The following is a 23,718-nucleotide window of genomic DNA, read 5'->3' as shown; positions in this document are numbered from 1 at the left end:
TGTACAGCATCGAGATGATCACGCCGACATGGTCCCAGCCGAGAACGCTCTACCGGTCCCGACCTGCGGCGATGACTTTACGAGCCCCGCAGGGTGGAGCGCGAAGGTGCGGACAGGCCGGTGCCGCGCGAGCACAGTGAGCAGATCACGGTCGACGGCGAGACGGGGCTCCGGGAACAGCAGGGGCCCTGGAGTCCCTCCCATCTCTGAGGTGTGTTTGGCGACAGTGTCGGCGCAGGGGGCGCTCGGCTCTACTCGATCGCCTGGAGCAGGGAGCGCAGGGCGTGGTCGAGGGTTTCGCGTTCGTCGGGGGTGAGGGCGGAGAGGAGGCGGGATTCGTTGGCGGTGTGGTCGGTGACCGCGGCGTCGACGACTTTGTGGCCGCGGGCGGTGAGTGCGACATGGAAGCTGCGGCGGTCGGTGGGATCGAGGCGGCGTTCCACCAGGCCGTCTGCCTCCAGGCGGTCCAGGCGGTTGGTCATGCCGGCGCGGGAGAGCACCAGGGTCTTCGCGAGGGCGGACGGGATCAGGGTGTACGGGGGCCCGGAGCGGCGCAGCGCGGCCAGGACGTCGAACTCGCCGCGGCGCAGGCCGTGTCGGGTGAAGACTCCTTCGAGGGCGGGGGTGAGGAGGAGTGAGAGCTGGCCCAGCCGTCCGAAGACCCCCATCGCCGACAGGTCCAGGTCCGGCCGTTCCTTGTGCCACTGGTCGAGAATTTGGTCGACCGCATCTCTGGGGTTCCGGCGCGTCTCGGTAGTCGCGCTCTGTTTGGTCACGTCTCCCTTGGTCACGCCTCCATCTTATTCGACGGCTGATAGTTAGCTGTCGTACTATTCGATGGAGAATTACTTCTGTCGATCCGTTCCCGGCTCGTGTCCGGGGCCGGATGCGGTTCTACGAATGGAGGGGCGTATGTCCTTGATCACTCCCAATGTTCAGGGCGGAATTCTGGTCCGGGATGCCGAGGCCGAGGTGCTGGGCAGCGCTGAGAGCACCGTGCGGCTATTTGCCGACGCCAGTACCACCGGCGGGGCCCTGAGCGCCCAACGGGTGACTCTGACCGCGGGCGCCGACGGAGCCTCACCGCACCACCACACCGGATCCGCCGAGCTCTTCTTCGTGCTCGGCGGCCGGCTTCAGGTGCTGGCCGGGGACAGTGTGATCACTGCGGACGAAGGGGACTTCCTCCTCGTGCCGCCAGGACTGCCGCACGCTTTCGCCGCCGAACCCGATGCGGACGCCGACGTACTGATCGTCATCACCCCGGGCGTCGAGCGCTTCGACTACTTCCGGCTGCTGGACCGTGTCCGCAAGGGCACGGCCGATCCACAGGAAGTCCTGGATTCGCAAGAGCGCTTCGACAACTTCCTCGTGGAGAGTGCCGCGTGGCGGCGGGCCCGTCAGCGTTACTGATCGCCCGATCGTCTCGGTTCGAGAGGCACGTCGTTCGTCGCGCGCAACGATGGCGCCCCGCCCGGCGAGTTCTTCGCAGAGGCCCGCGTTTCATGGTGCAGGGCGGCGATCGTGGCCGCGGCGTCGAGGTGGCCCTGGAGCTGAGTCCACTCGCGTTTCAGGTCCTTCACCTGGCCGCGCAGGTCGCCGAGTTCGGTATCCCGGCGGGCCTCGCCGGCGATGCGGGCTCCAATGGCGGCCGCGGAGGGCTCTCCGTCCGTATCAACGCGACCCCGGCGATATGCAGGGTTGCGGGCAGCTTCGCGTCAACGCCAGGCTCTTCAGTGCCCGAGCCGCTCGGTGGTGCGCCGTTGTCGGACATTGGCTCAGCCTAGGCCAAGCCCGGTCACGACGATGGCCGACAGCCGAGGCACATGGTGATCCGCGTGGCCGCTTCTGCCCCGTGCCAAGCCCTATTCGCGCGGCCTGTCACTGGCCGTTGTTGCTGCCGTCCGTGAGTTCCGCGGTCGTGTACCGGACCCGGTCAAGCCCGACTCCCGCCTGGCCGAACGCATCCGGCGTGCCCGGCCTGACCTGCCGGAGAAATGGCAGAACCGCTGGCGGCACCTGGTCCTCACGGCCGCCGTCGTCGCTCTGGCGGTGTGGGCGTGGACGGGGTGGCCCGTGCATGGTCTCCTTGCCGGAGCCGCAGTTCTGGGGTTCCCGTTCATCCTGAACCCGGGCACCGCGGCCGTGCACCGCATCGAACGCCTGCTGAACGGTTCGACCCGCAGATCGAGCATCAGGGCCGCCTCCTCGGTCCGCGGCGACGTCGCGACACACCGCAGTGACAGACCGCGGCGGGCCAGCGCAGGCAGGAGGTAAGCGACGGTCGAGCCGGTGCGACGGTCATGCCGTCCTCTACCAGCTCGGCCGCAGCCTCGGCGGCACGTTGCTTCTCATGCTCGACGCTCACGGTCCTCCTCCTTGGGCCAGGTCTCAGGCTGAGGGCAGCCAGGCCCGGGCATGCGGTGACACGGGTCACAGGATGAACTGCTCGACCGCGTTCGCGAAGCCCTCCTCCTCGTTGCTCGTGGTAACCCGCCTCGCCGCGCGCTGGACCTCGTGGCTGGCGTTGCCCATCGCGATGGACAGTCCCGAGTGGGCGAACATCAGTACGTCGTTGGGCATGTCGCCGATCGTGGCGATCTGTTCGGGGGAAATCTGGAGCTTGGCGGACCAGTACTTGACGACACCCCCCTTGTTGGCCTGCGGATGGGTCACATCGAGGTAGTAGGGCTGCGAGCGCGCGGCCGAGACATGCTCGCCGAACTGCGCGCGAGCTGCGACCGCGGCCGTCTCGACGGCCTGGTGGTCATCGCTGACCCCGACGACCTTGGCGGTGCCCTGCTCCAGCCCGTCGAAGCCGGGAACGAGCGTGGGCGCGAACTGCACCGTCCAGCTCTCGCGATCCACGTGCGGCCCCTTCACGTCGCGGACGTACCAGTCGGCACCCCGGTAGATCCAGACGCCAAGGCCGAACGACTCCATCAGCGCGACGACCGGGGCCACCACCTCCGCGGGAATGACCTGCTGCTCGACAACGGTCATATCCGGGTTGACGATGAGACCACCGTTGAAGGCGGCGAGTTCAGTGGCCAGCGCCAAGGGCTCGATAATCATGGACATGCCGCGGGGCGGTCTCCCGCTGGTCACCGCGAAGAGGACGCCGGCGTCGTAGAGCTTGTGGACCGCACGGACGGCGCGGTCGGTGAGGACCTTGTCGCTCGTGACCAGAGTGCCGTCGACGTCGGCAAGAAGCAGGCGGATCGGGCGGGTTGGCATCACGCCTCCGTAAGCTCTGGTCGCGGCCGGTCCGGGTGGGGAGAGGCAGCGGCTCATGGATGCGGGGGACCTGTGGGATGGGTTCCCGGTCGGCTTGGTTTCCGAAAGTTGCTGGAGGTTACCGTCGCGGTCGATATGAGATGCAGTTGCGTTCCTCTCGAACGGAGGGGAAGGTCAATGCCGTTGAGGGCGCGCAATGCTTGGATGTACCCCCTGGGCTTCGATATAACCCTATAAGAGTGATGTGGCGAATATAAGGGACATGTGCGAGTGTTAAGAATTATATGGCGAAGCCCATACGGGGCCTGACGTCCAAAATTCACACAACACATTTTGGGCCAGCCCCTGAGGGGAGCGGGCAGTGGCGCAGGCAAGTCTGGACAAGACGGCCCACGTGCTGGGGGTCGACATCGGCGGGACCGGTATCAAGGGAGCGCCGGTCGACCTCGAGCTCGGCAGCCTCATCGGTGAGCGGGTGCGGATCCCGACCCCGCATCCGGCGACCCCGGGTGCAGTCGCGGACGTGGTCGTGCAGGTGCTCTCCCAGATCGGCGTCCCAGGACCGGTCGGGCTGACGCTCCCGGCAGTCATACGGGGCGGCAGAGTCCAGACGACGTCCAATATCGACCCGGCCTGGATGGAGACGGACGCGGCCCAGCTCTTCGCACGAGCGACCGGCCGCGACGTGAGGGTGGTGAACGACGCCGACGCGGCAGGGATCGCCGAGATGCGCTTCGGCGCCGGCAAGGGACGCAAGGGCGTCGTCGTGATGGTGACGCTCGGCACCGGCATCGGCAGCGCCGTCTTCTCCGACGGGTTCCTGGTGCCCAACAGCGAGCTGGGGCACCTGCCGCTACACCACGGGGATGCCGAGGACTGGGCCGCGGAGTCGGTGCGCGAGCACGACGACCTGTCCTGGAAGAAATGGGCGCACCGTCTGGAGACGTATCTCGAGCTCGTCCAGCGGCTGCTGTGGCCCGACCTGATTGTCATCGGCGGCGGCGTCAGCAAGAAGGCCGACAAGTTCCTGCCGTACATCGAGCTCAGGACCGAGATCGTGCCGGCGCAGCTGTTGAACGATGCGGGCATTGTCGGCGCGGCGCTCTTCGCCCCGGCCGGGAAAGCTCAACCCTAGTCTGCCGCGCTCGATATGAGCGCAGGGGCAGCACCTTCAGGGAGGCTCGCATTGAGCAACAACGACCTGGAAACACTTTCCGTCAACACGATCCGCACTCTGTGCATGGACGCCATCCAGGCGGCCGACTCCGGCCATCCGGGGACACCGATGGGAATCGCCCCGGTCGCGTACACACTCTGGCAACGCTTCCTGCGCTTCGACCCGACCGACCCGATCTGGCCCAACCGCGACCGCTTCGTGCTGTCGGAAGGACACGCCTCCGCGTTGCTCTGGTCGCTGCTCCACCTCGCCGGCGTGCAGACTGTCGACCCCGACTACGAGGTCCTCGGCCGACACGCCGTGACCCTCGACGACCTCAGGACGTTCCGCCAGCTCGGCTCGCGCTGCCCCGGGCACCCGGAGTACCGGTGGACCAGCGGCGTGGAGACCACGACCGGCCCGCTCGGCCAGGGCGTTGCGACCTCGGTCGGGATGGCGATCGGCGGGCAGTGGCTCGCCGCCCGGTACAACCGCGACGACTTCACCGTCTTCGACTTCGACGTGTACGCGATGGCCGGCGACGGCTGCATGATGGAGGGGATCTCCTCGGAGGCTGCCTCGCTCGCGGCCCACCAGCGGCTGTCGAACCTTTGCTGGATCTACGACTCCAACCGGGTGACGATCGAGGGCCACACCGACATCGCGTTCACCGAGGATGTGGCGGCCCGGTTCATCGGCTACGGCTGGAACGTCACCACCGTGGCCGACGCCAACGACCTCGACGCCGTGGCCCGCGCGCTGCACACCTTCAAGTCCGAGAATGAGCGCCCGACGCTCATCGTGGTGCACAGCCACATCGGCTACGGGTCACCGGTCGAGGACACCCCGAAGGCGCACGGCGCGCCGTTCGGCGTGGAGGGCGTCAAGTCGACCAAGCGTTTCCTCGGGATGCCGGAAGACAAGGACTTCTTCGTTCCCGACGGCGTCTACGAGCACTTCGCCGCAGGCGTCGGCGCGCGCGGTCGCGAAGCCCGGACGAGCTGGGAGGCTCGGATCGAGGCTTACTCAACCACCCATCCCGAGCTCGCCGACGAGCTGGGGCGCATCCAGCGGCGGGACCTGCCGGAGGGCTGGGAGTCGGCGCTGCCGACCTTCCCGGCCGACCCTAAAGGCATCGCCGGCCGTGACTCCAGCGGCCAGGTGCTCAACGCGCTTGCCCAAGCCGTGCCGTGGGTGCTTGGCGGGTCGGCGGACCTTTCGCCGTCGACCAAGACCAACCTCACGTTCTCCGGCGCCGGCGACTTCCAGGCTGATGACCGCTCGGGGCGCAACCTCCACTTCGGGATCCGCGAGCACGCCGCCACCGCGATCACGAACGGGATGGCGCTGACCAAGCTGCGCCCGTACTGGTCGGGGTTCCTGATCTTCTCGGACTACGCACGCGGCGCGATCCGGCTTTCAGCGCTGATGGAGATCCCGGTCGTGCACATCTTCACCCACGACTCGATCGGGGTCGGCGAGGACGGCCCCACCCACCAGCCGGTCGAGCAGCTCGCGTCGCTGCGCGCGATGCCGGGGCTGCTGGTGTTCCGCCCGGGCGACGCGAACGAGGTCGTCGAGACCTGGCGGGTCGTCGCCGCGCTCAGGCACGAGCCGGCGGTGCTGGTCCTTTCCCGTCAGGCACTGCCCACCCTCGACCGCTCCGAGATGGGGGCCGCATCCGGGGTGGCCAGGGGAGCCTATGTTCTGGTCGACGCGGCGGACGGCAAGCCCGACGTCATCCTGCTCGCCACGGGGTCGGAGGTGCAACTCGCGCTCGCGGCCCGTGACGAGCTGGCCGCCGAGGGCCTCGCGGCTCGCGTGGTCAGCATGCCCTGCTGGGAATTGTTCGACCGCCAGCCCAAGGAATACCGCGACTCGGTCATCCCGCCCGAGGTCAGGGCCCGGGTCGCCATCGAGCAGGCGGCGACCCTCGGCTGGGACCGTTACGTCGGCGACGGCGGCGCGGTCGTCGGCATGCACACGTTCGGGGCATCGGCGCCGCTCAAAATGCTGATGACCAAATTCGGCTTCACTCCCGAGAAGGTCACCCAGGTTGCCCGCGAGTGCGTGGCCGCCGGTAGGGAGCAGGCGTGAACGTAACCCAGGCGCTCCATGAGCAGGGCCAGAGCATCTGGCTGGACAGCATCACCCGTTCGATGCTCGATACGGGCCAGATCCAGCACTACATCGACCAGTACTCGGTGACAGGTTTCACCTCCAACCCCTCGATCTTCGACAAGGCGATCGGCTCCGCGCTGCCGTCGGACGGGGGCGAATCCGAGGCAATGCTGGCCCGCTTCGCGAGCGCGGGCGTCGACGTCAAGGCGCTTGCCGCCACGTTGCAAAGCGAAGGCGCCAAGTCCTTTGTCGCGGCCTGGAGCGACCTCATGGAGCGAATCGACGTACAGAGCAAGGCCGTGGCCTGACCTCGGCGCCGAGCGGCCGGACTGAACCCATCAGAGGAGCAAGCCATGCCATCGACCGCGCTGCGCGAGCGTCCTGCGTGGAAGGCGCTCGCGGGCCATCACTCCGAGATCGCCGGGCGCCACCTGCGCGAGCTGTTCGCCGCCGATCCGGGACGCGGCGAGCGGATGGCGGCCGAGGCCACCGGGCTGTACCTGGACTACTCGAAGAACCGGATCACCGACGAGACCTTGCGGCTGCTGCTCCAGCTTGCCGAGGAATCGGGACTGCGCGAGCACATCGACCAGATGTTCGCCGGCGATCGGATCAACGTCTCGGAGCACCGGCCGGTGCTGCACGTGGCGTTGCGGATGCCGAGGGAGTCCTCGCTCGTCGTCGGCGGAGTGGACATCGCCGCGCAGGTGCACGAGGTGCTGGACCGGATGGCGGCGTTCGCGGACCAGGTCCGCTCGGGCGCCTGGAAAGGCGCCACCGGCAAGCCGATCCGCAACATCGTCAACGTCGGCATCGGCGGCTCCGACCTCGGGCCGGTCATGGCCTACGAGGCGCTGCGCCACTACAGCCGGCGCGATCTCACGTTCCGGTTCGTGTCCAACGTCGACTCGACGGACATTGTCGAGGCGCCCCGTGATCTGGCCGCCGAAGAGACGCTGTTCATCGTCGCCTCGAAGACGTTCGGGACGCTGGAGACGATGACCAATGCCCGCTCTGCACGTGAATGGGTCCTGGCGCAGCTCGGTGACGAGGCGGCGGTCGCCCGGCATTTCGTGGCGGTGTCCACGAACACGCAACGGGTCACCGAGTTCGGCATCGACACCGCGAACATGTTCGGCTTCTGGGACTGGGTCGGCGGGCGCTACTCGATGGACTCCGCGATCGGTCTCTCGACGATGCTCGCTGTCGGCCCCGACAACTATCGCGATCTCCTCGCCGGATTCCACGCGATGGACACGCACTTCCGCACCGCGCCGTTCGAACAGAACCTGCCGGTCCTGATGGGACTGCTCGCTCAACCCGCTCGGCAGGCACCACGACATCCTCTCGTCGAACGTCTTCGCCCAGGCCCAGGCGCTCGGCTTCGGCAAGACCGAGGACGAGGTGCGCGCAGAGGGGACGGCTCAGGACGTGGCGCCGCACCGGGTGATGGAGGGCAACCGTCCGACGAACGTGCTGCTGGCCGAGGTGCTCACCCCGTACCTGCTCGGCACGCTGGTCGCGCTCTACGAGCACAGTGTGTTCACCCAGGGGACGATCTGGGGGATCGACTCCTTCGACCAGTGGGGCGTCGAGCTCGGCAAGGTGCTTGCTGTCGCGATCACCCCGGAGCTCGAGAGCGCGACCGCGCCTGAGCTCGGCCACGACTCGTCCACGAACGCGCTGATCCGGCACTACCGCACGCTCAAGGACTAGGAGGCATCACATGGCGACAGACAAGCCCATGCAGCTCGGGATGATCGGGCTCGGCCGGATGGGGGCGAACCTGGTGCGTCGGCTGATGCGAGACGGCCACCACTGCGTCGTGTCCGACGTCAACGCAGCCGCCGTCGCCGAACTGGCCGGCGAGGGCGCGACGGGCGCAGACTCACTCCGGGATTTCGTCGCGAAACTGGACAAGCCACGGGCCCTATGGCTCATGCTGCCGGCTGCGATCGTCGACTCCATCCTCGACCAGCTCGAGCCGCTGCTGGAGCCCGGCGACATCCTCATCGACGGCGGCAATTCCTACTACCGCGACGACATCACGCGCGCCAAGCGTCTTGCCGGCAAGTTGCTGCACTATGTCGACTGCGGGACCAGCGGTGGGGTCTGGGGCCTGGAGCGCGGCTACTGCCTGATGATCGGCGGCGAGGACGAGGTCGTGGCCCATCTGGACCCGATCTTCAAGACGATCGCTCCCGGCGAGGGCTGCGCCGAGCCGACGCCGAGCCGGACCCGGACCGACGGCACCGCCCCGCTCGGGTACCTGCACTGCGGGCCGAACGGCGCCGGGCACTTCGTGAAGATGGTCCACAACGGGGTCGAGTACGGGATGATGGCCGCGATCGCCGAGGGCCTCAGCATCATCAAGCGCGCGGACGCCGGCAAAGGCCGGCAGGAGGTCGACGCGGAGACGACGCCCCTGCGCGATGAGTGGGCCTACCAGTACGACATCGACGTCGGAGAGGTGGCCGAGGTCTGGCGGCGCGGCTCGGTCGTCGGCTCGTGGCTGGTCGACCTGATCGCCGACGCCTTCGCCGGCTCGCCCTCCCTCGACGGCTTCGCCGGGCGGGTCTCCGACTCCGGGGAAGGCCGCTGGACCGTCCTCGCCGCGGTGGACGAAGGCGTCCCGGCACCGGTCATCACCACCTCGCTCTACGAGCGCTTCGAGTCCAGGGAGGCCGGGGAGTTCACCGACAAGATCCTCTCGGCGATGCGCTCGGAGTTCGGCGGGCACGCCGAAAAGAAGGGCTGAGGGCTGTGCATCACGAACTCCAAGTCGTCGCCGACTCCGACGCGGTCGCCGGCACCGCGGCGGCGTTCGTGGCGCGGCTGGCCCAGGCCTGCGTGCAAGCCCACGGCCGATTCACGTTCGCCGTCAGCGGGGGGCACACGCCATGGGCGATGTTCGCGCGGCTCGCACATGAGCACGTCCCCTGGGAGCATGCGGCGGTGTTCCAGGTCGACGAGCGGGTCGCGCCCGACAGCGACCTGGACCGCAACCTCACCCACCGGCGGGAGAGCCTCGGTGCGGCCCCGGCCGAGGTCATCGCGATGCCCGTGAACGACGCCGACCTTGACGCGGCGGCCGCCGCCTACGGGCGGTCGCTGCCCGGGCGTTTCGACCTCGTTCACCTGGGCCTCGGCCCGGACGGGCACACCGCCTCGCTGGTGCCACGGGATCCGGTGCTCGAAGTCTCGGACCGGCTGGTGGCCCTGACGGCGCCCTACATGGGCCACCAGCGCATGACACTCACCTATCCTGCGCTCGCCCGCGCCCAGCAAGTGCTCTGGCTCATCACCGGAGCGGACAAGCGCGAACCGCTCTCCAGGCTCGTTGCGGGAGACCGGTCGATTCCCGCCGGCTGGGTCGAGGCGGCGGCGTCGCTCGTCCTCGCGGACGCGGCGGCGGCCGACCAGGGCCCTCGGCGCGCCGGTGCCCAGTCGCCGGCAGGACCATGACGCCCGACCCTTTTGCCGTGCCGACCCCGTAAGGGGGATCAGATGGCTTTGAACTCGTCGAACGTTCCCGCCGACGTGCTGGTCATTTTCGGGATCACTGGCGACCTCGCGCGAAAGATGACGTTTCGCTCGCTCTATCGGCTTGAGCGACGCAAGCTGCTGACCTGCCCGATCGTCGGAGTGGCGCGCGACGGCTGGTCCGACGACGCGCTGCGTGACCATGCCCGCGCGGCGATCAAGGCAGCGGGCGAGCCGCTCGACGACAGCGTCTTTGCCCGGTTCGCCGCCCGACTCAGCTATGTGCAGGGCGATTACACCGACGAGGAGACATTCCATCGCCTCGCCCGGGCGGTCGACGGCAAGCGGCGCCCCGTCTTCTACCTGGAGATCCCGCCGTCGCTGTTTGCCCGGGTGGTCGGGGGCCTGGCAGGCGCCGGGCTGACCAAGGGCGCCCGGGTTGTCGTGGAGAAACCGTTCGGGCATGACCTCGCGTCGGCGCGCGCCCTCAACGCCGAGTTGCGTCAGCTCCTCGACGAGGATCAGCTGCTGAGGATCGACCACTTCCTCGGCAAAGAGCCGGCGATGGACATCCTGTTCCTGCGGTTCGCCAACTCCGTGTTCGAGCCGGTGTGGAACCGCGACCACGTCTCCTGCGTGCAGATCACCATGGCTGAGGACTTCGGGGTCGAGGACCGCGGCCACTTCTACGACCCGGTCGGCGCGCTCCGCGACGTCGTGCAGAACCATCTGCTGCAGCTGCTTGCCCTGGTGGCGTCCGAGCCGCCATCAGCCGCCGATGCGGACGCGCTCCGAGACCGGCGGGTTGATGTGTTCCGGGCGATCCCCGACGCCGACCCGGCCCACTACGTCCGCGGGCAGTATGAGGGGTACCTGCAGGTCCCCGGCGTGCGGCCGCACTCGCGCACCGAGACCTTCGTCGGGTTGCGGCTGGAGGTCGAGAACTGGCGCTGGTCCGGGGTGCCGTTCTTCATCCGCGCCGGCAAGTCGCTCCCCGAGCGAGTGACCGAGATCCGGATCATGTTCAAGCGCCCGCCGCGGCTTGCGTTCGCGGAGCGGTTCGCGCCCGAGCCCGACCAGTGGATTCTGCGGATCGATCCGAGCCCTGGCATGAACTTCCGCATCCAGGCCAAGCAGCCGGGCAAGCAGGACACGCAGCTGGTGGACCTCGACCTCCTCTTCGCGGCCGAGCTGGGTGAGGCACCCGAACCGTACGAGCGCCTGCTCAGTGATGCAATGCAAGGCAACGCCAGCCTGTTCACCCGGGAGGACTCGGTGGAGGAGACGTGGCGAATCGTCCAGCCACTGCTGGAGGCGCCCGGCGACCCCGAACACTACCGGCAGGGGACCTGGGGACCGGCGGGCGCGAGCAAGCTCGTCGTCGGATATCCGCAATGGCACGAACCATGGCTGCCGACGAGATTTCCCGACTGACACAGCCGTAACCCGGACCCGGTGATCTCGCGCGGTGAGCCGTGCGCGCTGAAATATCAGCTCCGGCGTGGGTTGGCTCATTGACTGAGACACGACGTCAACTCCTCATGGACAGGGTGCGCGTGAATGTGAGTCGAGGCGCGGAGAGCTCCGCGGATTCGGGCACCATGAGCTTCTGGGGGAATAGGGGTACCGTCCGGACGTTGACGCGTCAGACGGCACCCGCGGCGGTCCGCTCGGCCGGTACAGGGCTGGCGGGGCGCAGATCCGTCCAGTTCTGCTCGATATGGGCCAGGCAGTTCTGCCGGCTGTCCGGGCCGGAGACGGTTCGCCAGCCGACGGGAACCTCGCGCCAGTCGGGCCACAGAGAGTACTGGTTCTCATCGTTCGTAACAACAAGAAAAATTCCCTCTTCGTCGTCAAACGGACTCGCCACGTCACACTCTTTCCGCGTCGGGGAATTCATTCGGCAGAATGGATTCGGTATGCGTGGGCGTAATGACAGCGGGGAATGACCGAGGGTACAACCACAGGCAACTGGGGGGCAGTTTTCAGGTCGGGCCTCGTTCTTCACCGTGGCAATCGGTTGATCTCGCGTTCGTGGCATCGCGTTGATTCCTGTCCGGGTACGGTGCAGGGCGATTGCAAAGTCTTTTGATCAAGGGGAGGTGCAGGTCAGCTGAGGCCGAGCAGTTCCAGGGGGCGTTCGTAGGGGCGGCGGGCGATCTTGCGGAGTCCGGCGGCGATGTTGGTGTGGCCGGATCGAAAGTGATCTTGGTTCCGGTTTCTGGCCCGGTTTGGGGTCGATGGCTGGGGATGGGCGGGTGGTAGCCGCTGGTCTGCCCAGCTTTTCCACGTGATCAACTCCGGTCAGGCCTTGGCGGGCGGGGTGGTCAGGGACTGTCAGGCGGGTTCGGGTGGGCCGTGGACGGTGTCGAAGAGGTGTGTCCAGGCGTGCTGCCAAGGCCAGTTGTGGGGCAGGTGCAGGGTGATGCGCCGTGCGGAGCGGGCGATCCTGGTGGGGACGTGGATCAGGTGGGTGCGGAGGGTGGCGGTGGTGGCCTTGGCGTGGAAGGTGGAGGTCAGTGCGCCGGCCGCCCGCAGCAGGTTGTAGGTCATGGCCCACAGGGTGAGCCGGGCGGCGTTGGCGTTGAACTGTCCCGACGGCAGGTGGGCCAGGGCTGAGGCTTTGCTGTCGGCGATGACCTGCTCGACGACGGCGTGGTGGCGGTGCTCCCGCTCGGCCTGGAGCGTCTGGGCGGGGTTGTTGGTGACGAACGGGTGGTAGCGCCAGACGGGGAACAGTTCGCCCTGCTCACCCACGATGGCGGGTTTGGCGAGGTCGCGGACGCGGCGCACGATCAGCCGGGCGGTGACCCGGTCACTCCTTTTGCGGCTCGCGAACGCGGTGTATTCGGGTAACTCGGCGACTTCGGCGTCCGAGATGAGTTCACCGGTCTCGGGGCCGGGCACCGCGGTCGGGTAACTGATGTGTTGCCAGGCATGGTTGGGAATGCTGTGGACAGCTTGTTTGATGGAGGGGTTCATCCCGGTGGTGATCGAAAAGTGGGCGCCGGCCCGGCGGCATGCAGCGATCACCGCGGCGTCGTAGAACTGCGAGTCGGCCCGCAGGATACGGGTCCCGGTGCAGCCGGCCTCTCGGGCGGTGGCCAGGGCCTCGCTCACGAATTTCGGGGCGCCTCTGGAGTCTGCCGCCTTGCCGCGTCGCATCCGTGCTCCGGCGATCACCGGTCTCGATTGTGGGGTGCAGACCGTGGCGAGCAGCGGGTGCAGGGTGCGGATGCCCTTGAACCGGCCGTACTCGGCGCCCTGTTTCGCCCGGCCGTAGACCCGCTTGTGGGTGGAGCCGACATCGATGAGTTTCGGTCCTGGCACGGTTCTGTGATGGAGCCCCTGATCACTGAGATCAGGGGGCACCGCCAGCCGTGACTCGCAGGGTGGGATGGGGCCGACCGGATTCGAACAGGTGTCCTCCCACATGCGGTGAAGGCGCGACAACCGCTGCGCTACGAGCCCCATCCCGCTCGCGATCATACGAGCTGTCCTCACCACGCTGCTCGTGAATTGTCAGACGCGACGAGCGACTACTTGGCGTGGCAAGTCACAGATGATCGGCCGGGTCGGCTTCGCTCTCCTCTGAAAGCGCGTCTTGCTCTACTCGTGAGCCACGGGTCAGACCGCATCATCACGGAGCCCGAAGCCCTCCGAGAACCCTTCCAGGAACTCGCGCCGCGCAGGGTCGGACTCGGCTTCCGCCATCGTCCCCAGCAGATCTATCAACTCGTTCCGTTGATCGCTCGACAGCTTGCTGACCAGGTGAGCGACGCCCTCGAAGACCTTGACTGCGTCGTCCGGGTCCATCTGCCCGTCTTCACTACCATCGATGAACCACAGGACATCGACCAAAGCTTCGGCCAGGGCACGAGTCAGAGACGAGTACACGGGCATAACGGCGGTCCTTCCAGCAGGTCAACGAAAGACTTCGGCCATCCCACCACACATCACTGACGTCACATTCAGTCAGTCCTCCACGGAAGTGAGCAATCCGCTCTCGTGGACAGAGCCACACAACGTCACGGACACCTACACGACGCAAAGGTGCAGTTCAGAGGCAATGCTTACTCATGAGAGATCGGAAAAGACCTCGACCTGGTCGAGTTCCTGCGCCGGGCCGGGCTGGAGGGGCTGGACGAGGTGGAGGCCGCACGGTCCGGGCTGGTCGAGTGGCGCGGCTGAGGCCCGGACGTGTGGACTGCGTGACGGGCGGCGGTGGAACGGCCAGAAGTGGCCGTCATGGGGTGATCGCAACCAATAGGGTGCGCCGGGTGAACAATGGTTCCCCTCTTCCTCGTGCCTTCCGCCTGATCGTCACGGGGGGAGGCACCGGGGGCCACACCTATCCCGCCTTGACCGCAATTCGAGCGTTGCAGGACCGGCTTGCGGCGGAGGGCAGACAGCTCGATGCGCTGTGGATCGGGACGCCGGACGGTCTGGAGGCCCGTGTCGCACCGGCCGAGGGCATCGCCTTTTCTACGGTCGCCACGGGCAAGATCCGACGTTCCAGTAATCCGCTCAAGATGGTGTCGCCGGCGAACGTGCGGGACATGGCCCGGGTGCCGCTCGGGGTGGCGCAGGCTCGGAAGGTCGTCGCTGACTTCCGGCCGGACGTCGTGCTGGCCACTGGCGGTTACGTGGCTGTCCCTGCTGGTCTGGCCGCCCGTATGTGCCGCCGCCCGCTGGTTCTTCACGAGCAGACTGTGCGGCTGGGTTTGGCCAACCGGAAGCTGGCGAGCTCGGCGACGAGGATCGCGGTGTCGTCGGAATCATCGCTGCCACTCCTGCCGGAGTCGGTGCGGGGCGCTGCGGTCGTCACCGGAAATCCGGTCCGCCTCGCGGTGCTGACCGGCCATGCGGACAAGGCGGTTGCCACGCTGGGGCTGCACGGTTTCGACCGGCGTCTGCCGACCGTGTACGTCACCGGCGGCGCACAGGGCTCGCAGCAGATCAACGACGTCGTGCGGGACTCGCTGACGTGGCTGCTGGAGCGCGCGAACGTGGTCCACCAGTGCGGGCCGGCCAACGTCGAGGGCCTGCGGCAGCACGCGACGGGTCCGCCGCCGGAGCTGGCGGGCCGCTACTACCTCGCCGGGTTCGTCGGCCCGGAGCTCCCCGACGTGCTGGCACTGGCCGACGTCGTGGTGTCCCGTAGCGGCGCCGGGACACTCGCCGAGCTGACCGCGCTGGGCAAACCGGCTGTGTTCATCCCGCTCGCCACCTCGGCCGGGAACGAGCAGTCGCACAACGCCCGCCACCTCGAAGAGGCCGGTGCGGCCGTGGCCCTGCTGGGTGATGTCAGCGCCGACCGGCTCAAGGACGCGACCGGCCCGCTGCTCACCGACCCCGTACGGCGGGTGGCGATGGCGGAACGGGCCCGTGCGCACGGGAGGCCTGACGCGGCGGACAGGCTCGTGGACGTGATCCTGTCCGCTGCGTCCGGCTGACCGGCGCGGGGCGTTACGGGAGACGGCCGAAGTGCAGGGCCGTGCCGGTCTCGATCAGCACGGCGCAATCGTTGAACACGTCGTCGCCCTGGCCCATCGGGTCGGGGACGTCGCGGTTGCCGAGGTACAGGCCGAGCTTCTGTGCGTTGTCCTCGGTGCAGATCGTGCGGAGCGTTTCGAGGACCGCGGCGTCCATCGTCAGCACGGTGTCGGCCCAGTCCAGCATCTCCAGCGTGATCTGCTGGGCTCGGTGGGTGCTGAGGTCGTAGCCCAGCCGGTCAGCCGCCTTGATTATGGAGGGGTTGGCGGGCTGGTCCTGCCATTTGCCGATCAGTCCTCGTCTGCGCTGTTTCGGTTCCGGACGTCGTCCGGTGGTGCCGGGCGGGGGGTGCGGGCGGCTGCGGCCGTGGATGTCCGGCTGCCGAGCGGCACCTCGCGGGCGGGCAGCACCTGCACGGCCGCCGGATCCGGCCAGGTCCCGGCTCATCCCGTCACCCGTTCCGTCACCCGTCTTGCAAGTTCATCTCTCATTCATCGCGGCCCCTTCGGGATCTCTTGGGGTCTGCCTTTGGTTCTCCCGCTAAAAGTGATTGAATATTAAACCGAACGATTTTGGGGTCGCCGTTCCGATCAGCCGGCGGCCCAAGCAAAGGAGGGGCAGAGCGGTGAGTGACGCTACGGCTGTACAGGAGCAGGGTGCCCGACGGGTCTACATCGACAAGGCCTCGCCCGAGTCGTACCAGGCGTTCCGGCGCGCCGCCGAGGCGGTGCATGCTGAAGCCGTCGCGGCCGGCCTGGAACCCTCCCTGCTGGAACTGGTCAACATCCGCGCCTCCCAGCTCAACGGCTGCGCCTTCTGCCTCAACGCCCACACCCGGACGGCCCTGCGCGCCGGGGAGTCCCCGATGCGCCTGGGAGTCCTGCCGGGCTGGCGCGACACGGAGGTGTTCACCGTACGGGAGCGGGCGGCACTTGCCCTGGCCGAGGCGGTGACGAACCTGGACGACGCCGCCGCGCAGGAGTCGGCGTACGCGACGGCCCGGGAGGTCTTCACCGAGGCCGAGATCTCCGCCGTGATCTGGGCGGCGATCACCATCAACACCTTCAACCGGGTCTCTATCCTTAGCAAGCACCCCGTACGGCAGACCGCCACGCCACAGCCGGCGCCCAGGTGACCGTACGAACTCCTCGCACCTACATTTCCGCATGGCCGGACACCGGACCCCAGGCCCGAAAGGCTCACGATGACTATCGAAATCACTGACTCCCCCGACACGCACCGCTACGAGGCCCGCGTGGACGGGCAGCTCGCCGGCTTCGCCGAGTACCTGCGCACCAGCGAGAGCGCGCTTGTCGTCTTCACGCACACCGAGGTCGACCCGGAGTTCAACGGACAGGGCGTCGGCTCGGCGCTGGCCCGCGCGGGCCTGGATGCCGCGCGGGCGGACGGGCTGCGCGTGCTCTCGGTGTGCCCGTTCATCACCGCCTGGATGGTCCGGCACCCCGACTATCAGGACCTCGCCTATCAGAGCCGCAGCAAGGTCGAGGACTAGCGGTGGTTTGTTAACGAGTAGCCGCACGATAGGGCTTGGGACGTGCTGGCCTGGCGGTTCGGCTCGGGGGTAGATCAGCAGGCCGTCTCGCGGACGAGGTCGAGTTCCACGCTCGGCCTGCTCCGGGTCGGGCGTTTGGCGCTGCGGTCGGAAACTAGGGCGCCGATTGCTGTGATGACCTCGGGCAGGTCGTCGCGTTCGCCGGTCCAGCGTTGCAGCGACCGCCACTGCTTGACCTCTGCGTTGGCATGCTCGACCATGATCCGCCGTTGGGATTGGCGACGGCGCGCATGGTCGTAGAAGTTACGCTCGGACGGCCCGGCGTCCGCCGCTGGCTTCTTGGGCGGGGCGCTGACCTGGCCGGGGAAGTCGCGGGTCAGGCCGGCATAGCCGGAATCGACTTCGGCTTTCACGTTCGGGTGCAGCCGCAACTGTTCCTCGATGCCCTCGGTGCGCACTGCGGTGGCATCGTGCATCCGGCCCGGGCGAATCGCCCCGAGCCACAGCTCCCGCCCCTGTTCGTCGCTGATCATCGTGGCCTTCTCGGTGTTCTGCTTCCTCTTCCCCGACACGAACGCCTTACGACCCGGCCGCCCCGCCTTCGGGCGGCGTACCTGCACCTCGGTACCGTCGATCCGCAACGTGATCCCCTCGGCCTGGGCATAGGCGAACACGTCCGCAAGGGTCCTGAGCCTGATCCCGGGCCGATCCGGTACCGCGAAGCCGCGAGCGGCCAGCAACGGGCGCACCTCGCCGACCGCCCGGTCGATTGTGGAGGGCGAGACTCCGAACAGCGCCGCGAGCACCCTGTGCGACAGCGCCCAGCGCAACACCACCAAGGTCACCAGCACCCGGTCCACGAAGACCAACTGGTGATCCGGCCCAGCCCCGGCCGCCCGCAGTCGGCCATGGCCACGCCGTTGGGCCAGCGCAGAGTCTCGGCTGCGGTCCACGGCCCGGCCAACTCGGTGATCAGCGCACCCAGGTGTGCCTTCGAGATCCCGCACAGGGCAGAATCAGAGCAGGCCGCGCGGGCCCAACTTGACTTCACACTCCCGATGATTCAGCACAGCTCTCTGCCGTTTGGCACGAGGGTGGCTGCCGGAGCCTGACCACCGATACCCCGATCATTCAGGCTCGGGCCGGTGCGCCCATTCCTGGTCGAGGATGCTGAAGACTTCGGAGTCACGCCAGCCGTCCCGGATCAGCGCGGTGTGCCGGTGTCGGCCCTCGTGGGTCATGCCGAGCTTGCCCAGCACCCGGGCCGATGCCACGTTGCGTGGATCGCAGGTCGCATAGATCCGGTGCAGTCCTATCAGCCCAAACCCTCTGCCGAGAAGTTCCCTGCCGATGACTGTGCCCACGCCTCGCCCCCACACCCGAGGATGCACGAGATAGGAGATCTCGCCCTGGCGGTGGGCCAGGTTACGGACCTTCAGCTCGCCGATACCGACGAGTTCACCGTCGAGGCAGGCCGCATACACGAATCTTGTCTGCGGGGACTGCAACCGGGCATCCACCGCGCCTTGGACGAAGTCCCGCGTCTGTTCCTCGGTGTTCGGCCCCCATGCCTGGTAGCGGCAAGCCTCCGGCAGGCTGGCGAAGGCATGTACAGCGTGGCGGTCCCTGACAACGAGCTCGCGCATAGTTACCGGGGTTTTGATCACGAGCCGATCCTGTCAGGCCAGCATCGCCAAATACCAGCACACAAGTCGCGGGCTCCCACACGATCAAGATCGCATCGTTATCGTGCGGCAACTCGTAAGCCGGGGAGTGGAGATCAAGTGGGTGGCCTGCGCCGACGGCGTTGATCAGGGCTTGGAGTTCGAGTGGCGGGGGTGCGTTGGTCCAGGCTCGCCAGCAGCGTTGGAGGGTGGTCCAGGGGTCGAGCCAGGCCCGGCGTACCAGAACAGCAGCACGTCCGATGCCGCTTCGGCGGCGTGCCGCAGGGCGTCGAGCACGTCGGCCGGGCGCTCCGGGCCGAGCAGCAGTGTGGTGTTCTTCCAGTGGAACGCTCCACTGGGACCGGGGGGGAGTGAGCGCCTGTGCCAGGCGGGCGGTCAGCTCTTCCGGCTGCCGGAGGGGAGGCCAGTGGCGCAGGCCGACGCTGGAGCCGACGAGCACTGCGCGGGAACGCTCACGGTCGGGCAGGAGGGCGTGACGCGGTTGTACCGGAGGCACTGTCACAGCGGCTCCACACACGGCGATTCGGCGTCGGACGGTCCGAACGCCTCCGAGGACCCCGTACCTTCTCATGCCCCGGACCGGGGCGGGCCGGGTCGGCGTTGGTCAAACGATCTCGCCGACGCAGGAACCGTGGGCGCCGCAGGCGTAGCAGGTGTACCGCATGCATCCGGTGCACAGCCCGATGTTCTCCAGCCGGTATATGTCCCGGCAGCTCTCGCATGCGGCCCGCTCACGCAGCATGGCCTTCCAGCCGTCGCTGCCGCCGATGAAGTCGTACGAGGCGGCGACGAACTCCGACCACGCGATGTCATGGTCGGCCCAGTGCCGGGAGTACCAGGAATACACCGCGAAGAACGCCTTGCCGGTCACCAGATGGTCGGGGTCACGACCGTCGCGGATCCACCCCTCGGCGAGTTGCCTGATGCGCTCCTCGATGGGCAGTCCGCAGCCGAGAACGACGTGGTTCCTCATCGCCGCATTATGCGGTCTGACACGCCCTCGTGGACAGGCACGGACATCAGCCTGCCGAGTCGTCGGATACGGCCCCGGCACCGGGCAGCGGATGACGAACACCCCACTGTGCCCCGGCAATAAATTGTGCGGCACGCAGGATGAGGCCATGCCGACTCGGTTCGCTGGGGCTGCCGGGTCCTCTTCCGGGGCGCACGGGACGGGTGCTGACGGCTTCGGGCGTTCATGTCGGTGAGCTTGTGGGGTGCACCCCCAGGATGGTGCCGAGTCGGTCGACGACCGCGGCGTACTCGCTGTTGCCCTTGCTGATCTCTGACTTGGCCTTGGCGCTCTGGGCGGTGTCGTTGTTGAGGATGCCGCTGGCGCAGTCGGCTGAGCCCTGCTCCAGGTCGGCGAGGGCCAAGACCCACGAGGCTTGGGCAGGTGCGTCGGGGATGGGCTCGAAGGTCTTGAGAATGCGGACGTCGTGGGCGAGTTCGTTGCAGGCGCTCAGGACGATGCCAGCGTCGGAGGCCGCGGAGCCGGCGGTATATCTGGACAGGTCCCCGTCCAGGGATTTGAGGCCCGTGTGGTGGCGGCTGTCCTTGAACCACGCGACGACGGCGACGGTATCGGTGGCGGGAAGCGGCGTCGTGGGAGTGGCCGTTGCGCTACTGGCTTGAGAACTGCCGGTGGACGCGCTGCTGCACGCGGTGAGCGGCATCAAGGCGCAGGTGACGGCGAAGGCGAAGGCACGGACATGCATGGGAACCCCGGTGAGTCGAAGGTGGGCCGTGTAGCCGGGCCCTGATGAGTTGCGCACAATTCGTGTCCGGTCCGTTGTGTCCCGCTGATCCATGGCCGCGCCGGCGGTGAGGTGGACGGCGGCGCGCGCGTGGGCCGACCGTGAGCACCCTTGCCGATTGCCACCCTCTTGGCGATCTCGGTGGTCCGCTCCTCGCGGCTGTTGCGACGCTCTTTGAGGCTTCCCATGACGTTCGCTCCTCCTGGTGCTGTCAGTCCCGGCGCGCCGGGGTTGGCGGGTGGCCGGAGGGCGACCTCGTCCTCGGCGTCCGGTAGAGACGAGACGGCGGCGACCACGGCCTCGGCCCGGATGCCGCGTGCGGCGCTGTCGAGATCGCGGCGGGTACTGAGGGCTGAGGGCTGACCGGACCTGGTCCTCGGCGTATACGGTCTCGAACGTGACCGGGTCGGTGCCGTAACCGAGTTCGGCCTGCTCGGGGTCTCCGGGCCGACAGCGCACCGGCTGTGGTGAAGCCGGGCCACGCATACCTGCCGAGCGCGCCGGACGGTACGGATCGTCGTCTTGGCCATGGTCCCCTCCTCGCCGCCGGCCCTGCCTGACGATGTGGACGGTAGGGGCCGATGGCACCTACCGATCCCAGGTTCGCCCGGGTGTCCCGGACACCGTAGTCTCGTGCCATGCCGCCCCTGAGCCAGCCGACCAGCGAGCGTTGTCCGCGCGCCATGGTCATCGACAGGGCCTGGCGCGGCCTCGGGCCAGGGCTGGATTCGCTGAGCGGCCCCGGTGGTGCGCCGTTGACCCGGTCGGTCAAGCTGATCGTGCTGCCGCTGGTGGTCAGGCCGTCGCTGCGTCCGGAACTCGCGGCCGACTTCCTCGACCCGCGGGAGGCCGCGCGCCTCGAGGCGTTGATCCGGGAGGCCGGCGCGCGCCTTGCGGCAACGGCGCAGTGGTTCACACTGCTCAAGAAGTCCCGCCGGGCGCTGGGTATCGTGGCGGGCAACCCCCAGGACCTGTACTTCCAGCTCTGCTTCGAGCTGGCCACCGAGCACGGAGAGCCCTCAGCCGGTGCGGAAGCAGTGGCCAGGGCCGCCCTCGCGGATGTGGCTAATGCCGCCGGTGGGCGCACGGTGGAGGCGCTGAAGGACCATCTGGCCGACGCCGCCCGGCGCTCCCGGCTCGACGGAGACCTGGCCGCCGCCTGGGAGAGCCGTCAGACGGCCCCGGCCGGTGACGCCGGCGTGGCAGCCCATGCGGCGGCCGCGGTTCTCGAAGCCTGTGGGGCGCCAAGCCCGGAGAGGAATTCGTCGTCGTTTGAGGCCATGGTCGAGGGTGGATACGGAAGCCTGCTCGGCCGAGCCCTGTGGGCGCAGGCGAGCGGTGTCTGGGGACGCGACGATCTGCCGGCGCATCTGAAACTGACCGAGCATCAGGTGCCGCCGCGACCGGAGGTCGGCCGGGGTGCCTCGACCGCCACGCTTCCGGCGCCGCTGGACCGCACGCTCTTCGAGCGGCTCTTCGTCGTGTTGCAGTCGTCGGTGCGGCGCGAGGAGTTGCCGACGGTGCCGGAGCTCGTCCGGCGGGAGGTCGGCCGCAGCTGCGCTCCGCTCGGCCTGCACGACGAGAGCCTGCGGGTTGCCGTGGTCCTCGGCGGTCGACTCGCGGTCGGCCTGGATCCGCTAGGCATCGGGGAGTCCGTGCCGGGGCGGACGGCGGCGCACCGCGCCGTCAACAGCCGCTGGCAACGGGAGGCATCTGTCCTCCGCGCCCGCAGGATGACCGTTTCTCCCTGCCCCGACCCGGACGGCGGCGTGCTGGACGCGCTCGCCCGGGACCTTCGCACCCCGTGGGTCGCCTACATGCGGCGGCTGTGGGTGCGGCTGCATGGGCGGGATGTCCGCGACGCGCCGCTGAACGACATGGCGTCGGCCTGGGCACTGCTTGACGGGGTCGCCCGCTCGGTGATGATGGACCACCGCGCCAGGGTCCGCTCGGCGCTGCGCACGCTGTCGGCGACCGCCGCGCCGGCGGCCGAGCCGAGGAGCGTGTAATGCCCGAGGCCAGCATGGACACCCATGTCACGCGAGCCGAGGACGGCACCGTACGGGTCGGCGACGAGCCTGCGGGGCCCGCCTTCACCCGGGCCGTTCTCGACGTCGCGGGCGCGGTCCTGACCTGGCCCGCCCTCGGTGCTCCGGGCCTGCCGGCGGCGCAGGTCCACGACGCGGGGCGGGCGCAGCAGTGGCTGTGGGCGCTCTACGGTGAGCGCGTCGCCGCCGCCGTGCACGGCTGCGAGGCGGGGGTGCCGGCCGGCGTGACGGTGGCGGCGGCGGAGGTGACCACTCTGGCGGGCGGTGCCGCCCGGCTCGCCTTCGGGCACTGGGCGGCCCGGTGGTGGCCGGCGTCGTACCTGGATGGGGTAATAGGGCTCGAACCGGGTGTGCTCGGGCTGGAGTTGGCCGCGCTCACCCACCAGTGCCATCAGTTGTTCGACACCGCCTTCGGCGATCAGCCCGATGACTGCGCGGCCGAACTGATAGCGGAGTATCAGGCGGCGCTCGACCTGTTGGTCCGGTGGTGGCTCGCTCCATCGCAGCCGACCGATACGGCGCGCCACCTGGACAGCGTCCTACGGCTGATCGACGACGTGGCCGACAGCGCCGGACTGGACGGCCCGTCACTGCGTCACCTTCGGGCGTCCCTGGACCAGCGCCGTCCGGTCGGTACGCCGGTCGACCTCGGCACTCTCTTCGCGCGGCACAGGGGGTACGCCCTCGCGGCGGGCGATCCGCTCGTCGCGGGTGGCCGGGTGATCACCCGGGGCTCGGGCAGCAACGACTGGCGCCGCTACCCGCCCGGCTTCGTCGACGCCGCCGAGAACGCGGTGTCCTGGACCGCCCGCGCGGTCGGCGCCCGCCGCCGGATCGAGGTCGAGGTCGTCGCGGACGTCGCCGCGCCCGCCGCCGGAGCGCCCCTTGCGGCCGAGGTCCGGGTGGACGGCGGCCGGGCGGCCCGGGTGCCCCTCGTCCTGCGGGACGACCTGTGGACCGGCCACGCGGACCTGGACCTTGACGTGGACCAGGACCTGCCGTCGGCCGCGATGCCGCCGCGCATCGAGGTCGGCGTCCTGTTCCCCGGCTTCGACCCGGGCCCCGGCGCCCCCGGCGACGCCGCCCATCGCGACGCGGTCCGCGCCCTGGCCCGGCAGCGGCTGGCGGCCGCGGCGCGGCCCTCGCCGTACGACGACACGCACCCGGGGCCGTTCCTCGCCGAGATCGCCGCCGCCGCTGCCGTGGAGGAGGACTTCTAGCC

The 23,718-nt window shown here is 68.6% G+C and carries 20 protein-coding genes, 1 tRNA gene and 3 pseudogenes; 13 read left to right on the top strand and 11 right to left on the bottom strand.

Translation table 11 applies throughout. From position 1 onward, the window contains the following. Nucleotides 1-251: 251 nt before the first annotated feature. The gene (locus ACFVYE_RS42135) at nucleotides 252-791 is read right to left on the bottom strand and encodes a MarR family winged helix-turn-helix transcriptional regulator (protein WP_389608725.1); all 540 of its coding nucleotides are present in this window, start codon (nucleotides 789-791) and stop codon (nucleotides 252-254) included. Nucleotides 792-912: 121 nt separating this feature from the next. Here ACFVYE_RS42135 and ACFVYE_RS42130 point away from each other — a divergent pair, with 121 nt between their 5' ends. After that, the gene (locus ACFVYE_RS42130; RefSeq protein WP_383979599.1) at nucleotides 913-1,413 is read left to right on the top strand and encodes a cupin domain-containing protein; all 501 of its coding nucleotides are present in this window, start codon (nucleotides 913-915) and stop codon (nucleotides 1,411-1,413) included. Between the two features lie 1,020 nt (nucleotides 1,414-2,433). Here ACFVYE_RS42130 and ACFVYE_RS42125 read toward each other — a convergent pair. Continuing rightward, the gene (locus tag ACFVYE_RS42125) at nucleotides 2,434-3,237 is read right to left on the bottom strand and encodes a Cof-type HAD-IIB family hydrolase (protein ID WP_389608724.1); all 804 of its coding nucleotides are present in this window, start codon (nucleotides 3,235-3,237) and stop codon (nucleotides 2,434-2,436) included. A 361-nt stretch (nucleotides 3,238-3,598) separates the two neighbouring features. On the opposite strand from ACFVYE_RS42125, the gene ppgK reads away from it, so the two are divergent. From ppgK to zwf, 7 genes and pseudogenes are all read left to right on the top strand, one after another. Further along, nucleotides 3,599-4,372 (top strand): polyphosphate--glucose phosphotransferase, encoded by a 774-nt coding sequence (gene ppgK, locus ACFVYE_RS42120; RefSeq protein ID WP_383969428.1) that lies wholly within the window; start codon nucleotides 3,599-3,601, stop codon nucleotides 4,370-4,372. Nucleotides 4,373-4,423: 51 nt separating this feature from the next. Beyond that, the gene (gene tkt, locus ACFVYE_RS42115) at nucleotides 4,424-6,490 is read left to right on the top strand and encodes a transketolase (RefSeq protein WP_383969425.1); all 2,067 of its coding nucleotides are present in this window, start codon (nucleotides 4,424-4,426) and stop codon (nucleotides 6,488-6,490) included. Next, nucleotides 6,487-6,822, top strand: a complete 336-nt coding sequence (locus ACFVYE_RS42110) for a transaldolase family protein (protein ID WP_383969422.1) — start codon at nucleotides 6,487-6,489, stop codon at nucleotides 6,820-6,822. The genes tkt and ACFVYE_RS42110 overlap by 4 nt, the downstream gene beginning before the upstream one ends. 45 nt (nucleotides 6,823-6,867) lie before the next feature. Continuing rightward, nucleotides 6,868-8,230: pseudogene (locus tag ACFVYE_RS42105) on the top strand (glucose-6-phosphate isomerase). A 10-nt stretch (nucleotides 8,231-8,240) separates the two neighbouring features. After that, on the top strand, nucleotides 8,241-9,272 hold the full coding sequence (gene gnd, locus ACFVYE_RS42100) for a phosphogluconate dehydrogenase (NAD(+)-dependent, decarboxylating) (RefSeq protein ID WP_383969417.1): 1,032 nt from the start codon (nucleotides 8,241-8,243) through the stop codon (nucleotides 9,270-9,272). A 5-nt stretch (nucleotides 9,273-9,277) separates the two neighbouring features. After that, nucleotides 9,278-9,979, top strand: coding sequence for a 6-phosphogluconolactonase (pgl, locus tag ACFVYE_RS42095; protein ID WP_389608723.1), 702 nt, complete (start codon nucleotides 9,278-9,280; stop codon nucleotides 9,977-9,979). A 42-nt stretch (nucleotides 9,980-10,021) separates the two neighbouring features. Beyond that, nucleotides 10,022-11,431 carry a glucose-6-phosphate dehydrogenase gene (gene zwf / locus ACFVYE_RS42090; protein WP_389608722.1) on the top strand — a complete coding sequence of 470 codons (1,410 nt, stop codon included), beginning with the start codon at nucleotides 10,022-10,024 and terminating at the stop codon, nucleotides 11,429-11,431. Nucleotides 11,432-11,642: 211 nt separating this feature from the next. On the opposite strand, the gene ACFVYE_RS42085 is transcribed toward zwf, so the two are convergent. The 4 genes from ACFVYE_RS42085 to ACFVYE_RS42070 form a co-directional block, all read right to left on the bottom strand. After that, a complete protein-coding gene (locus tag ACFVYE_RS42085) occupies nucleotides 11,643-11,867 on the bottom strand; it encodes an MbtH family protein (RefSeq protein WP_389608721.1) in 225 nt (74 codons plus the stop codon). Between the two features lie 467 nt (nucleotides 11,868-12,334). Beyond that, entirely contained in the window at nucleotides 12,335-13,432 is a 1,098-nt protein-coding gene (locus ACFVYE_RS42080; protein ID WP_389608728.1) for an IS1380 family transposase, read from the bottom strand. Continuing rightward, nucleotides 13,396-13,469 (bottom strand) — tRNA-Ala (locus tag ACFVYE_RS42075). Before ACFVYE_RS42075 ends, ACFVYE_RS42080 begins: the two co-directional genes overlap by 37 nt. Before the next feature lie 155 nt (nucleotides 13,470-13,624). Next, nucleotides 13,625-13,900: a hypothetical protein gene (locus ACFVYE_RS42070; RefSeq protein WP_383969405.1), complete on the bottom strand. Its 276-nt coding sequence runs from the start codon at nucleotides 13,898-13,900 to the stop codon at nucleotides 13,625-13,627. Nucleotides 13,901-14,316: 416 nt separating this feature from the next. Here ACFVYE_RS42070 and ACFVYE_RS42065 point away from each other — a divergent pair, with 416 nt between their 5' ends. Then, nucleotides 14,317-15,453: a glycosyltransferase gene (locus tag ACFVYE_RS42065; RefSeq protein WP_389608727.1), complete on the top strand. Its 1,137-nt coding sequence runs from the start codon at nucleotides 14,317-14,319 to the stop codon at nucleotides 15,451-15,453. A 13-nt stretch (nucleotides 15,454-15,466) separates the two neighbouring features. On the opposite strand, the gene ACFVYE_RS42060 is transcribed toward ACFVYE_RS42065, so the two are convergent. Continuing rightward, nucleotides 15,467-15,940 (bottom strand): hypothetical protein, encoded by a 474-nt coding sequence (locus ACFVYE_RS42060; protein ID WP_383969402.1) that lies wholly within the window; start codon nucleotides 15,938-15,940, stop codon nucleotides 15,467-15,469. Between the two features lie 178 nt (nucleotides 15,941-16,118). Here ACFVYE_RS42060 and ACFVYE_RS42055 point away from each other — a divergent pair, with 178 nt between their 5' ends. Together ACFVYE_RS42055 and ACFVYE_RS42050 are read left to right on the top strand one after the other, a co-directional pair. After that, complete coding sequence (locus ACFVYE_RS42055; protein ID WP_383969399.1) at nucleotides 16,119-16,628, top strand: carboxymuconolactone decarboxylase family protein; 510 nt, start codon at nucleotides 16,119-16,121, stop codon at nucleotides 16,626-16,628. Between the two features lie 15 nt (nucleotides 16,629-16,643). Continuing rightward, nucleotides 16,644-17,006, top strand: a pseudogene (locus ACFVYE_RS42050) (GNAT family N-acetyltransferase); the annotation flags it as partial. Between the two features lie 74 nt (nucleotides 17,007-17,080). On the opposite strand, the pseudogene ACFVYE_RS42045 reads toward ACFVYE_RS42050, so the two are convergent. The 4 genes and pseudogenes from ACFVYE_RS42045 to ACFVYE_RS42030 form a co-directional block, all read right to left on the bottom strand. After that, nucleotides 17,081-18,057 (bottom strand): annotated as a pseudogene (locus ACFVYE_RS42045) (transposase family protein). 76 nt (nucleotides 18,058-18,133) lie between these two features. Continuing rightward, complete coding sequence (locus ACFVYE_RS42040) at nucleotides 18,134-18,673, bottom strand: GNAT family N-acetyltransferase (protein WP_389608720.1); 540 nt, start codon at nucleotides 18,671-18,673, stop codon at nucleotides 18,134-18,136. Between the two features lie 622 nt (nucleotides 18,674-19,295). Then, on the bottom strand, nucleotides 19,296-19,664 hold the full coding sequence (locus ACFVYE_RS42035; RefSeq protein ID WP_266798920.1) for a hypothetical protein: 369 nt from the start codon (nucleotides 19,662-19,664) through the stop codon (nucleotides 19,296-19,298). 223 nt (nucleotides 19,665-19,887) lie between these two features. Then, complete coding sequence (locus tag ACFVYE_RS42030) at nucleotides 19,888-20,409, bottom strand: hypothetical protein (RefSeq protein WP_383969390.1); 522 nt, start codon at nucleotides 20,407-20,409, stop codon at nucleotides 19,888-19,890. 677 nt (nucleotides 20,410-21,086) lie between these two features. On the opposite strand from ACFVYE_RS42030, the gene ACFVYE_RS42025 reads away from it, so the two are divergent. Next, complete coding sequence (locus tag ACFVYE_RS42025) at nucleotides 21,087-22,457, top strand: hypothetical protein (RefSeq protein WP_389608719.1); 1,371 nt, start codon at nucleotides 21,087-21,089, stop codon at nucleotides 22,455-22,457. Next, on the top strand, nucleotides 22,457-23,716 hold the full coding sequence (locus ACFVYE_RS42020) for a hypothetical protein (RefSeq protein ID WP_383969385.1): 1,260 nt from the start codon (nucleotides 22,457-22,459) through the stop codon (nucleotides 23,714-23,716). The genes ACFVYE_RS42025 and ACFVYE_RS42020 overlap by 1 nt, the downstream gene beginning before the upstream one ends. Nucleotides 23,717-23,718 lie beyond the last annotated feature (2 nt).

It is taken from the genome of Streptomyces sp. NPDC058239 (assembly GCF_042882185.1).
GTDB lineage: Bacteria > Actinomycetota > Actinomycetes > Streptomycetales > Streptomycetaceae > Streptomyces.
Note: the sequence above shows the minus strand (reverse complement) of the source record. Positions and strands in the feature narration are given on the sequence as shown.

Bases quoted from the DNA above. Each gene is read 5' to 3' on its own strand.
- gnd (WP_383969417.1), top strand. From the start codon at position 8,241: ATGGCGACAGACAAGCCCATGCAGCTCGGGATGATCGGGCTCGGCCGG.
- ACFVYE_RS42125 (WP_389608724.1), bottom strand. From the start codon at position 3,237: ATGCCAACCCGCCCGATCCGCCTGCTTCTTGCCGACGTCGACGGCACT.
- ACFVYE_RS42025 (WP_389608719.1), top strand. From the start codon at position 21,087: ATGCCGCCCCTGAGCCAGCCGACCAGCGAGCGTTGTCCGCGCGCCATG.
- ACFVYE_RS42020 (WP_383969385.1), top strand. From the start codon at position 22,457: ATGCCCGAGGCCAGCATGGACACCCATGTCACGCGAGCCGAGGACGGC.
- ACFVYE_RS42070 (WP_383969405.1), bottom strand. From the start codon at position 13,900: ATGCCCGTGTACTCGTCTCTGACTCGTGCCCTGGCCGAAGCTTTGGTC.
- ACFVYE_RS42080 (WP_389608728.1), bottom strand. From the start codon at position 13,432: ATGTGGGAGGACACCTGTTCGAATCCGGTCGGCCCCATCCCACCCTGC.
- zwf (WP_389608722.1), top strand. From the start codon at position 10,022: ATGGCTTTGAACTCGTCGAACGTTCCCGCCGACGTGCTGGTCATTTTC.
- ACFVYE_RS42035 (WP_266798920.1), bottom strand. From the start codon at position 19,664: ATGAGGAACCACGTCGTTCTCGGCTGCGGACTGCCCATCGAGGAGCGC.
- ACFVYE_RS42060 (WP_383969402.1), bottom strand. From the start codon at position 15,940: ATGAGCCGGGACCTGGCCGGATCCGGCGGCCGTGCAGGTGCTGCCCGC.
- ACFVYE_RS42130 (WP_383979599.1), top strand. From the start codon at position 913: ATGTCCTTGATCACTCCCAATGTTCAGGGCGGAATTCTGGTCCGGGAT.
- ACFVYE_RS42030 (WP_383969390.1), bottom strand. From the start codon at position 20,409: ATGCATGTCCGTGCCTTCGCCTTCGCCGTCACCTGCGCCTTGATGCCG.